Source organism: Helicobacter mustelae (assembly GCF_900476215.1).
GTDB lineage: Bacteria > Campylobacterota > Campylobacteria > Campylobacterales > Helicobacteraceae > Helicobacter_H > Helicobacter_H mustelae.
Window position 1 is genome coordinate 525,651 of record NZ_LS483446.1, and the last position, 11,763, is coordinate 537,413.

11 protein-coding genes are annotated in these 11,763 nt (G+C 41.0%); 1 reads left to right on the forward strand and 10 read right to left on the reverse strand.

Going from position 1 to position 11,763, the window contains the following annotated elements; genetic code table 11:
• Positions 1 to 90 precede the first annotated feature (90 nt).
• The 3 genes from DQN48_RS02540 to DQN48_RS02545 form a co-directional block, all read right to left on the reverse strand.
• On the reverse strand, positions 91 to 1,272 hold the full coding sequence (locus tag DQN48_RS02540) for an HNH endonuclease family protein (protein WP_231902622.1): 1,182 nt from the start codon (positions 1,270 to 1,272) through the stop codon (positions 91 to 93).
• Between the two features lie 39 nt (positions 1,273 to 1,311).
• On the reverse strand, positions 1,312 to 1,887 hold the full coding sequence (locus tag DQN48_RS07805; RefSeq protein ID WP_231843994.1) for a DUF262 domain-containing protein: 576 nt from the start codon (positions 1,885 to 1,887) through the stop codon (positions 1,312 to 1,314).
• A 227-nt stretch (positions 1,888 to 2,114) separates the two neighbouring features.
• Positions 2,115 to 3,314 carry a saccharopine dehydrogenase family protein gene (locus tag DQN48_RS02545; RefSeq protein ID WP_013022817.1) on the reverse strand — a complete coding sequence of 400 codons (1,200 nt, stop codon included), beginning with the start codon at positions 3,312 to 3,314 and terminating at the stop codon, positions 2,115 to 2,117.
• A gap of 267 nt (positions 3,315 to 3,581) precedes the next feature.
• Between DQN48_RS02545 and DQN48_RS02550 the strand changes: the two genes are divergently transcribed.
• The gene (locus tag DQN48_RS02550) at positions 3,582 to 4,625 is read left to right on the forward strand and encodes a UDP-N-acetylglucosamine--N-acetylmuramyl-(pentapeptide) pyrophosphoryl-undecaprenol N-acetylglucosamine transferase (RefSeq protein WP_013022818.1); all 1,044 of its coding nucleotides are present in this window, start codon (positions 3,582 to 3,584) and stop codon (positions 4,623 to 4,625) included.
• Here the strand turns inward: DQN48_RS02550 and DQN48_RS02555 are convergent.
• From DQN48_RS02555 to DQN48_RS02590, 7 genes are all read right to left on the reverse strand, one after another.
• The gene (locus DQN48_RS02555; protein WP_013022819.1) at positions 4,603 to 5,871 is read right to left on the reverse strand and encodes an L-cysteine desulfidase family protein; all 1,269 of its coding nucleotides are present in this window, start codon (positions 5,869 to 5,871) and stop codon (positions 4,603 to 4,605) included. The two genes, DQN48_RS02550 and DQN48_RS02555, sit on opposite strands and share 23 nt — an antisense overlap.
• 357 nt (positions 5,872 to 6,228) lie before the next feature.
• Positions 6,229 to 7,296, reverse strand: a complete 1,068-nt coding sequence (gene tsf, locus DQN48_RS02560) for a translation elongation factor Ts (RefSeq protein WP_013022820.1) — start codon at positions 7,294 to 7,296, stop codon at positions 6,229 to 6,231.
• The gene (rpsB, locus tag DQN48_RS02565) at positions 7,296 to 8,090 is read right to left on the reverse strand and encodes a 30S ribosomal protein S2 (protein WP_013022821.1); all 795 of its coding nucleotides are present in this window, start codon (positions 8,088 to 8,090) and stop codon (positions 7,296 to 7,298) included. The genes tsf and rpsB overlap by 1 nt, the downstream gene beginning before the upstream one ends.
• A 421-nt stretch (positions 8,091 to 8,511) precedes the next feature.
• Positions 8,512 to 9,066 carry a 2-oxoacid:acceptor oxidoreductase family protein gene (locus tag DQN48_RS02575; RefSeq protein WP_013022823.1) on the reverse strand — a complete coding sequence of 185 codons (555 nt, stop codon included), beginning with the start codon at positions 9,064 to 9,066 and terminating at the stop codon, positions 8,512 to 8,514.
• A 1-nt stretch (position 9,067) separates the two neighbouring features.
• Complete coding sequence (locus DQN48_RS02580) at positions 9,068 to 9,895, reverse strand: 2-oxoglutarate ferredoxin oxidoreductase subunit beta (protein ID WP_013022824.1); 828 nt, start codon at positions 9,893 to 9,895, stop codon at positions 9,068 to 9,070.
• A gap of 1 nt (position 9,896) precedes the next feature.
• On the reverse strand, positions 9,897 to 11,021 hold the full coding sequence (locus DQN48_RS02585; protein WP_013022825.1) for a 2-oxoglutarate synthase subunit alpha: 1,125 nt from the start codon (positions 11,019 to 11,021) through the stop codon (positions 9,897 to 9,899).
• 16 nt (positions 11,022 to 11,037) lie between these two features.
• Entirely contained in the window at positions 11,038 to 11,346 is a 309-nt protein-coding gene (locus tag DQN48_RS02590; protein WP_013022826.1) for a 4Fe-4S binding protein, read from the reverse strand.
• Positions 11,347 to 11,763: the final 417 nt, after the last annotated feature.

The following is an 11,763-nucleotide window of genomic DNA, read 5'->3' on the forward strand; positions in this document are numbered from 1 at the left end:
CAAAATAAAAATTTGCTTAGAAGGGTTAAGGGCTGCATATAATATCGCCTATCTCCCTCCCCATCACTTAGGATCTTGTGTGCATTGCTATCACTTATCAATATTTTCTTTAAAAAAGCTTTCCAAGCGATGATAAATAGCTCTATTGCGATTGTCTATATCCTCTTTTAACCAACCATTTTGGGGCAATTTTGCTAATTCTTGGACTTCTTTTAAATGCTTGGTTCTAGCATCCTTGCTATATATTTCTTTCTTTTTGGCAAAAAAATTATCAGCGCATTTAATATTGGTTTTTTTAGGAAGCAAAATCTTGTTGCCTATTTGTTCTAAATATTCTTTATGACTTTCTTCATCCCAACCATTAAAGTTAGCATTCTGCCATTGTTTTGGCAAAATATGCTCAACCTCCAAGCCAGAAATATCAATGGGCTGTGAAAAATTATCATAAACATAGGCATAAAGATAGAGTAGGTATTTGGCCTTATTTGCCCTATCTTCCCACATATTTTCTTTGAAGGTTTCAAATGATGGATAGGGGATTTCATCTATCTTTTTGGATGGATTTTCATTCTGTAAAATATTAATGTTTAACTTCAACACCAAATGGCTAATTCTATTGCTAGTAACCTCTAGTCTCAAAAAAAGCAAGCTTACTTTTTTAAGCAGTTCCAGCAGTGGTGCTTCAAATGCTTGGCTGATTCTATCTTTTTTAATATTTTCATCCCAAAACAATTCTCTATGCTTCCATACCAAACAACTTACAAATGACTGCCAGCCTTTATTTTGAAAAATATTTAGCACATTTATATAATTGAGAGATTTTCCGCACAGATAATCTTGTGGTGCTAACCAAAAGTTTGCAAGTGATCTAATAAAGGGCATTGTTTCATCCTTATAAAGCCAACCATCAGACGAACCCCAAGCTTTTATTGTTTTGCTTCCTACTTTTTTATCATCTTTTGAGGTAAAAAAGTCTAAAAAATCTATCGTCGTCGTATTTGAGTCATTGTGAACTGCTTTAATGATGTGCATATACTGCAAAAATAGAAAATCAAGATTTACATCTTTATTGCTCTCTACATTCTCTATATTTGCTTCAATCTCGTTCCAGAGTTCGATGAAGCAATCTAAATCCGCGCTATAGCGTTCTTTGTAGTATTTGTACAAATATCCTTTTAGCACATCAGCATTGGATAGTGGCATGCCACGAGAATTGAGCGTGTTAAAAATTGTCATTGCTGATTCTTGGCTATCACACACCACAAACAACACAAATAAATTTTTACCTAAGACAAAATTACAAAACTTAGTTCATCTAAGTGTTTCTTTGACTTTAAAATCTTTTAACTTACCTTTAAAATACAAATAGTTTTGCACATAAGGCGAGCGATTGTTTTTGTTTTTTTTGTTATGCTCTTGTATGAAGCCCTCATCGATTGCATCGCTTAGAATCTTGCTAAGATTTTCTTCTTCTTTTGCTGTCACGACCTCACTTTTCAAATGCTGTCTTTTAAAGTCAAATCCTCTTTCATTTTCATATTCCCACACGCATTTGCCAAACGCTTTTTCATAATCCCCCTTTTCTTTTTCGCTATTAGATTCTGTTTTAAAGCACTCATAAAATGCTCTAAAAAGCAGGGTAAAAGTCGTAATTCTTTGTTGTCCATCAATGATTTGAAATTCATCTTTCTTTTCTGAAAAAGCAACAATGGAGCCCAAGAAATATTCATCATTCCTATTATCAAAGGCATTAAGAATATCATTCCACAATGTTTCACAGTGATCTATTTCCCATTTATAAGGGCGCTGATATGGCGGGATGATAAATTTTACATCTTCTTCGCTTAGCATTTTTGCAATGTATTTTTGTTCGGGTTTAAAATTCATTTCTTGCTCCTTGCACAATTTTGGGTTGCGAGTTTTTTTTTCAAACTCCACCAAACATATTCCATTTTATTCCTATTGCTTGCATTTCATACATTTAGCAGATTGTGGCATCCAGCTCATGTTTTTAACTTCAGAGCCAAAAAGGAAATTTTAAAAATTCAAAAAGTAGGGTAAGATCAAAATGAAAAAATCTCAAAAATCAAGGTAAATGCCAAAAAAGATGAAATTTAGACATTTACTTTTTCAATGAGTTTCCAGGGTAGCCCTTGTTTGTTGAGCTCTTCCATAAAGGGATCGGGATCAAGTTGTTCCATATTCCAGACCCCTGGCATGTCTCCCCAGATGTCTTGGCAGATGAGTTTGGCGCCAATCATCGCGGGTACACCGGTAGTGTAGCTTATAGCCTGCGCGCTGACATCACGATAGGCCTCTTGGTGATCGCACACATTATAAATATAGACGGTTTTGTCATGTCCATTTTTGGATCCAATGATGTAGCAGCCGATGTTGGTTTTCCCTTTGGTGCGGCCAGCAAGAGATGCAGGATCTGGTAATAGGGTTTTTAGGAATTGAATGGGTATGATTTTGTGCCCCTCATGTTCGACTTCCTTGATTCCCAACATCCCGACATTTTCTAGGCATTTCATATGGGTGATATAGCTCTGAGAGAATGTCATAAAAAAGCGAATTCTTTGCAGTCCTGGGATATTTCTGACAAGGGATTCGAGTTCCTCATGATAGAGGAGATAGGAATCTTTTTCTCCAATCTCTGGATATGCCCAAGTCTGCATAATTTCTAGAGGCTTTGTCTCAATCCACTTGCCATTTTCCCAATAGCGCCCATTGGCACTCACTTCGCGCAGGTTGATTTCGGGATTGAAGTTGGTGGCAAAGGGATAGCCGTGATCTCCAGCATTGCAGTCTAAAATATCAATCGTGCGGATTTTGTCAAAAAGATGCTTTTGTGCATAGGCGCAAAAAACATTCGTCACCCCCGGATCAAAACCACTGCCCAGCAGTCCAAAAATTCCCGCGCGCTTAAAGCGGTCATTATAGGCCCATTGTTCCTTGTATTCAAATTTTGCAGTGTCGGGATGTTCGTAGTTGGCGGTATCCAAATAGTGGGTTTTTGTACGCAAACAAGCTTCCATAATGCTTAGATTTTGGTAGGGTAGGGCGACATTGATGACGACTTTTGGCTGGTGTTTTTGGATTAGGGCCACTAATGCCTCCGTGTCATCAGCATCCACGCTCTCACAAATAATTTCACCCAATTGCTTTTCTTTGATATTTTTTGCAATGGCCTGGCATTTTGTGATATTTCTTGAGGCCAGAATGATTTTTGAAAAGGTCTGTTTGTTTCGTGCAAGTTTGTGTGCGACGACTCCACCAACCCCACCAGCTCCTATCTGTAAAACAGTGCTCATATTGATTCACACTCCTTAGATTTTGAGATTTTTTGTTTTCATGATAGCAAAAAAAGATAATACTCCAAGAATATTAAAAGCCAAAACACATATCTCGCAGCAAAAATTAACATTTTCTTCATAAATGTCAAAACTTAAAAAAGAGTGAAAACATTTTCAAAAAAATACTTCTTGAAACGCTTTAAAATAGGGGTGGTGAAATTAAGGGGCCATAGATTTGAACCAAGGAATATTTGTTATAATCCTCTGAAAAATGAAGGAAAATCCATGTATGTGATTACTGGAGGCGGGACAGGAGGGCATTTGGCCATTGCCAAGGCATTGGCCATCGCGCTCAAAGACAAAAAGCAGTCTATGATTTATATTGGTTCGATGCAGGGACAGGATCGTGCTTGGTTTGAGCAAAGCGATCTCTTTGAGGCGGTGTATTTTTTGGATACCACTGGGGTGGTGAATGCGCGTGGAGTATCCTTGGCGCGCGCGATGTGGAGGCAGCTAAAGGGGATTTTTTCTCTGCGCGCTATTTTTGCCAAGCATGAAATTAAAGGTGTGATTAGCGTGGGGGGGTTTAGCGCTGGGCCAGCGAGCATGGCGGCAGTTTTGTTTGGTAGGCGTCTTTTTATCCATGAGCAAAATGCTATCAAAGGCAGGCTGAATCAAATCCTAAGTCCTTTTGCAAGGGTGATTTTTGGGAGTTTTGAGGATGGGGGCAAAAATTTCATCAAGACTCCTTATCCTGTGCGTAAGGAGTTTTTTTTGGAGTCCAGGGTGCGCAGAGAAATTAAAACCATACTTTTTTTGGGCGGTAGTCAGGGGGCTGTGGCGATCAATAATTTTGCATTGAGCTTGGCGCAAGACTTGATTTTGCGAGGATATAAGATCATCCACCAATGTGGGGTAAAAGATTTGGAGCGCATGAAGCAAGAGTATATTCAGATGGGGATTTTTGGAAAAATTGACTTGTTTGACTTTAGTCCAGATATTTTTGGCAGGATTTCTCAGGCAGATTGTTGCGTGTGTAGGGCGGGGGCCAGTAGTGTTTGGGAATTGGCAGCTAGTGGGATCCCCTGCCTCTATGTGCCTTATCCCTATGCCGCAGGGGATCATCAATATCATAATGCCTTGTATTTTGAGAAGAAAAAGCTCGGTCTCATTGCGCAGCAAAAGGATCTCACTCCAGAGAAATTATGGGAATTTTTTGAGTTTATTGGGCCTAATATGGCAGGCATTTCCCAGGGCTTACAGAACACCATCCAAAAAAATGGTGCAGAGATGATTGTGGGGAGGATTATGGATTCTTTGCAAGCATGATTTCTAAGATCTGCTGATCTACATCCAGCATGCTATTAGAAGCAATTGCGCAGAGATTTTTTATGCTTTTGTCTGCATCATCGCTCACAATTCCATCTTGGGCATTTAGACTAGATTGCTCCAATGCTATTAATAAGGATTTGAATACAGACTGCACGGTGGTGGAGACTTTCATGGAGCATCCATTGCTGGCACCATCGCACAAAATTCCGCTAATATCCCCAATCATATTGCAAATGCCACGAGACACCACATCAAAATTCTGTGTGAAAAGCCATGCAATGCCTGCATAGCTGCCAATCCCAGCAGTGGTGACTGCACAGAGTGCAGAGAGTTTGGGGAGTTTGGAGTGAATGTAGATGGCGGTGAGATGAGAGAGGAAGAGCGCGCGATTGAGATCTTTTTCTTTGCCAAGATGTTTTGCTGCGATGACCACAGGCATGGTCGCAGTGATGCCTTGATTACCAGATCCAGAGTTGGTCATAGCAGGCAGTGGCGCGCCACCCATGCGTGCATCGGAGGCCGCGGTGGTGAAAATGAGAATCTGGCTGCCCAAATCTTTTGGAAGATCTTTGGAGTATTTTTGAAATGTGCGGCCAATTTTTAGGCCATAATCCTTGCGTAGACCCTCTAAGGATAGAGCCTGGTTCATCTCTGCGCATTCTCCCAAAAAAGCAATCTTTTCTTCCTCAATCATGCAGGCTAGATCATAGATGTCGCGCAGGCTTAGAGAAGAGAAAATCTCTAGTGAAGCGGAGGTGCAGTCCTCTGTGTGAGGATTTTCTACAAGGGTTTTGCCATCTTTTTGTACTAGACTCACATGGCAATGACTTTGTGTTATCAGCACGCATACTTGATGATTTTTGCTTGTGGCAATAGCCTTGATATAGACTGTGGGAACATTTTTTTCTATAGAGATTTTGATGATGCCTAGGAGTTTCTTTGCCTCTTCTAGCTGCTCTTTAGTGGCATTTTTGAGTACCTCTAGTCCAAGCGCACTATTTTGGCAGACATATCCCATTGCCGCAGCGATTTTAATCCCCTTCATTCCCGTGTTTGGTACACTCACCGCGATGGCATTTTTCATAATGTTGCCAGAAACAAAAAGCTCTAGGCTACAGAGTTCCTCTTCAAGATTCTCGCTGGCAACTGAGCATGCCAGGGCTATGGAAGCTGGTTCTGTACAGCCTAGTGCAGGTTTGACTTCTTGCTTGAGAATTTGGATGATTTGATCTTTGATATCCATATTTTCTCCTTAATTTTTCCACATTTTAACAACTTTTTGTACAAAGTGATACAATGATATTGATGCATAAAATGTACAAAAAAGAATCAAAATCCATCTAAGAGCCCCAAAGTAGGGCAATTAAAAAGCTCCTAAGGGCTGGGCGAGTCAAAAGATGTGATAAAAAGAGTCAAAAATAAGGACGCTAAAAGGAAAAACTCAGATAAAGCAGAACAAAAATCAACCCTTTTTCTGAGGGTTTGAAGAGATTGCAAAATAAGGAGGGTTATAAAAAAACAAAGAAAACAACCCATAAAAAAGAGAAGTTCAAAAAAGAAAGCTCCTCAAAAAGAGAAGCATTCAAAAAGAGTGAAAAGTTTATTGCATTTGCGCAGCGACTTCTGCAGCAAAATCCTCGACTTTTTTCTCGATGCCCTCGCCAAGTTCAAATCGAATGTACTCAAGGATCTCGATTGTATCGCCAATTTCTTTGGATTTTTCCTCGAGGACTTGAGCGATGGTTTTTTTGTCATCCATGACAAAGAATTGCCCCATGAGAGTGAGTCTCTGATCTATTAGTGTATTGTCTGCGATGAATCGATCCATTTGTCCTGGTAGGATTTTATCCCAAATGGCCTCTGGCTTGCCTTGTTTTTTGAGCTCTTCTTTGAGTTTTTGCTCTTGGGCTTTTAGGACTTCTTGGGTCAGCTCGCATCTACTGATGAACTCTGGGATTACCTTTAGTGGTTTGCCCAGTCTCTTGAGCTCTTCATTTTCTTTTTCTAACTCTGCTTTGAGCGCGACTTTTTCTTTTTGGATGAAATCCTTGTCAAAGGCTCTGTAGCAGAGCACCTGCGGCTTCATCGCTGCAGCATGCATGCAGATATTCCTTGCAAGCTCACTAACTTTTTCTGCATTGGCTTTGTTTTGGCATTTCAAAGAGAGCAAGACCCCCACTCTGGCATTAGAGTGGACATAGCCTGTTACGATTCCATTGGCATCTGCTTGAATATTGGCAATCCTCCTTACCACGATATTTTCGCCAATTTTGGCAATCTGGCTATGGAGATAGTCGCAGAATTTCTCTCCCTCAACATCTGCATCTTGCAAGGCATTTGTGCAGGAAATTCCTTCTTTTTCTACGCAAAGTGTGCTTTTTTGTACCAATGATTTGAATGCTTCATTTTTGGCGACAAAATCTGTCTCACTGTTGATTTCTAGCATCACCGCATTACTCAAATCCTCTTTGACTTTCACAGAGATTACACCCTCAGCCGCTACTCTATCTGCCTTTTTTGCAGCCTTGCTTAGACCTTTTTCTCTCAAAAACTCTACAGCCTTCTGGATGTCTCCTTGGGTTTCTACCAATGCTTTTTTGCAGTCCATCATCCCTGCATCTGTCATTTCTCTGAGCTGTTTTACAAGTTGTGCGCTAATTTCTGCCATTATGCCTCTCCCTTTGTCATTTCTTTTTCTATTTCTGCGGTTACCTCATCCATGAGATTTTGTTTTTCTTCCTCAGTGGCAGCTTGTGTCTCTGTTTCAGTCTCCTGGCTGCCATCAATCATCGCACGTCCTTCAACGATTGCCTCGGTCATTTCTTTGCAGAAAAGCTGAATGGAGCGAATGGCATCATCATTCCCGGGAATAGGGTAATCCACAACGTCAGGATCGCAATTGGTATCCAGCGGAGCTACGACGGGGATGCCCAGCCTCCTGGCTTCTGCCACGGCGATTTTCTCTTTGACCACATCGATGACAAAAACCACATCTGGAGCTTTTTTCATATGTCTCACGCCGCCAAGATATTTATTGAGTTTTTCTTTTTTTCTTAGGACCATTAATCTTTCTTTTTTGGTAAGCATATCAATCTGTCCGCTTGCCTCCATTTCTTCGATGATTTCAAGCTTGCGAATGGATTTTTTGATAGTACCAAAGTTGGTGAGCATGCCACCTAACCAGCGATAATTGACATAGGGAATTTGGATTTTTTCTGCATATTCCTTGAGGGTTTCGCTTGCCTGCTTTTTTGTGCCCACAAACATGATGGTTTTACCCTCTGCAGCAGCATCTCTCACGATGTTGTAGGTATATCGAAAGTAGCGTAGGGTTTTTTGCAAATCAATGATATGAATATTTTTTCTCACACCAAAAATAAATCGCTTCATTTTTGGATTCCAGCGTCTTGTCTGATGTCCGAAATGTACTCCGCACTCTAGCAGATCTTTCATTGTTACCATTTTAACTCCTTCATAATTTTGGTTTTTCCTCCACGCTCATTAATGACAAAAGCCACAACCTTTGAAGAATTAGCGTGTGTGAATTGTAAAATGAAATCTCGATTGTAATGAAAAACTGCTTTATTGGAGCTTAATTTTTGATTATTTGCGGGGTGTAGTGGGAATTTTGATTTCGCATAGGGATTTTTAGTTTGTGTTTCTTGGGTTACCCAGGATTTTTCTGGTGTACGGGTTTTAAATTGGTTATGACTTTGGAATTGGTATAGGATTTTGTGTGCGAAGATTTTTGAGAAAATGAGACTTTTGATAAACCCAAAACACCGCAAAACCTTGCGCATGAAAATTTAGCATGAGTAAATTCAAAAGAGATTAAAAAGGATCAAAATAGAAGCTTTCTGCATTCTATTTTGATCCATAAGGTCTATTTTTGCATCGCTTCAAGCGCGTATTTTTCACCTAGTTCAAATGCTTTTTTGTTAACATCTGCAACCTTTGCGGGAACCTTGGAGAGCATGGTTTGGAATACCAAATCCCGATCCACGCATTTAGTGAAAGTCACTGTGATTGCCAACGCGACGACAGATTGTGTGACGACATTTCCCACCTCCTCTTTGGCAATCGTGATGATGGGGATTTCATGAATCTGAAATTTTTTTCTATCTTCTTCTGTGGGGGTTACGAGATTTGGCTCCACGACGACAATCCCTCCATCCTTCACACCGGATTTGAACTGATTGAAGCTGATTTGAGCGGTGGAGAGCATAAAATCAATCTCGCCTTCATTTGCATAAGGGTAAAGGATTTCTTTATCATCGAGCAAGATATCGACCTTTGTGGGCCCCCCTCTCACCTGTGAAGTGTAGGTAGAAGCCTTGAGACCATAGCCATTGGCAAGGATTCGGGATTCCGCGAGAATCTCCCCAGCGAGCAAAACGCCCTGGCCACCCACGCCTGTGAATCTAAGTTGATTTTCCATATTAACTCCCCTTTTTCATTAATGCTCTGTCAATAACGCCTTGATATGCGTCAGTATATTCTTGCTTAGTGGTATCATGCTTGAGGATGCCTGTAGGGAACTTTCCGATCTTTTCCTCATCAGATAGTTGTTCGTATTTGCGTTGAGAGATTGTGCGAGAGTCAATCCATTTTAGCGTTTCTACTGCCTCTCCCATTTTATTTTTTCTTCCTAGATTGATGTGGCAATTGCTATGGATGTCAAAGAAGCTAAATCCCCTGTGTTTGAAGCCTTCCACCAAGATTTTTTCGATTTTTGCAGAATCTAACACGCTTTCTCTGGCCACAAAAGTCGCTCCTGCGATATCAGCAAGCTTGCATGGATCGATGCTATTTTCAATATTGCCATATTGAGCGGTAACAGTCCACATGTCTTTTGGAGTGGTGGGCGAGGTTTGGGAATTTGTCAGACCATAGATAAAATTGTTGACCAAGACAAAATTGATATCAATATTGCGGCGGCATGCATGCATTGTGTGATTGCCCCCTATTGCCAAAGCGTCCCCATCTCCACTCACTACAATTACATGTTTATCAGGATGGGTGAATTTGATCCCTGTAGCATAAGCAACTGCCCTGCCATGCGTGGTGTGTACGGTATTGCAATTCACATAAGAGCTCATTCTGCCGCTGCAGCCAATCCCGCTCACCAAACACACATCTTTCATATCCCATCCTAGAGTATGAATCGCGCGTACGATGGATTTCAAAATCACACCATCGCCACAGCCCCAGCACCAGAGCGTGGGCAATTTATCTACCCGTAAATATTCATCATAGTTAAAAGCCATTTTACATCTCCTCTATTTTTGCGATAATTTCATGTGGGGAAATACTTCGCCCATCTGCCTTGCCAAAAAATGTCACTCTTCTCTGCATAATGCGCTCAATTTCTTCAAGATACTGTCCCTTATTCAGTTCGATTACTAGGATTTTTTCAAATTTATCCCCCAATTCTTTGAGTTGCTTTGCTGGGCTTGGCCAAAGGGTGATGGGTCGGAACAATCCTACTTTTTTGCCCTTGCCCTTCAGCTCAGCCATGGCTTCTTTTACCGCTAGCGAAGCAGATCCATAAGCAATGATGGCAATCTCTGCACCTTCAAGATCTTTGGTCTCAATATGGGTGATTTCCTCAATTCGAGATTCTATCTTTGCAAACAAGCGATCAATGAGGGCTTGACCCATTTTGGCGTCTTCTGTGGGGAAGCCAATGGGGCCGTGATGCAAGCCTGTGATATGATAGCGATAACCCTTGAAAAAGGGATTGAGCACTGCAGGGTCATTGGAGCCCACTCCATAGGGAGTGTAGTCTTTGGGATCTCCATCAAAGGTTGCGCGATTTTTAATACTTTTTTGCACCTCTTTGAGATCGGGGATCTTTGCTTTGCCATACATATGTCCGATGGTCTCATCCATCAGCAAAAAAACAGGAGTCATGAGAGTTTCTGCGAGATTGAAGGCGCGAATGGTCTCTGTGTATGCTTCTTCAAGTGTTCCTGGTGCCACTGCCACGGCCTTAAAATCCCCATGACTTGGATTTTTCATAAAATTGATATCACCTTGTGCAACTCGAGTGGGCATACCCGTAGAGGGTCCAGAGCGCATGACATTGGCGATGACTAGAGGAATCTCTGCCATAAATCCATAGCCGATCTGCTCGACCTTGAGTGAGATCCCGGGTCCTGAGCTTCCTGTCATGGACTTTGTGCCACTCATGCTTGCACCCAGTGCTACAGATATCCCACTAATTTCATCTTCCATTTGGATGAATCTTCCACCATTTTGTGGGAGTGCTACGCTAAGTTCATGCATGATGTCTGAAGATGGGGTAATGGGATATCCACCATAAAACTTACAGCCCACTTCAATCGCGGCCTTTGCTACTAATTCATTTCCACCAGAAATTATTTCTCGCATTGTCTTTCCTTTTGAATTATAAAAAGTAATGATTTTGTTTGATTTTTTGGGCTCGCTCTTGAGCTTCTTGTGTGATTTTTGCAAATTTAAATTCCTTGCGATCTGCCACATAGATGGCAAAATCAGGGCAATGCAATTCGCATTCCCTGCATCCTATGCAGCTTTCAGGATGCATTACTTTGATGATTTTACCCAAGACTTTTTTGGAATCTAATTGCATGCTCAATACCCCAGCTGGGCATTTGGATACGCAAATATCACAACCCTTGCAACGTGTCTCATTGGTCCAAACTGGCACACCTTGGTGAGCTACTGTATCTGACATTTTTTCTCCTTGCTACTTGATCGTATCAACGAATTGCTTTTTTAATGTGGGGCGCATTAGCCGCGCATTAAACAAAGCAGTAGTTTATCCAAACTTCTTAATAAAACATAGAGATTTTTTTATAAAATCACGGGAAAAATTGCAGGCAAAAAAACAAGCCTTTGGGAAGAAAAAACAAGGGGTTTTGGAGAGGGCCCATAGAGCGAAGGGATCGCCAAAAAATAAGCGAGGAAATTGCAAAGATTTTGCAAAGAAAATCACAGAAATCTTGGCAAAAAATTCAAGCCTTTTGGCAGGAGTCTAAACAGAGAAATTTAAGAGAGAGATAAGTGAGAAAATCCTCACAAAAGTCGAGGGGGTTTTGGCAGGATATTCTCAAGCGCGGCGCAAAAATTAGCACAGAATTTTTTAGTTTGA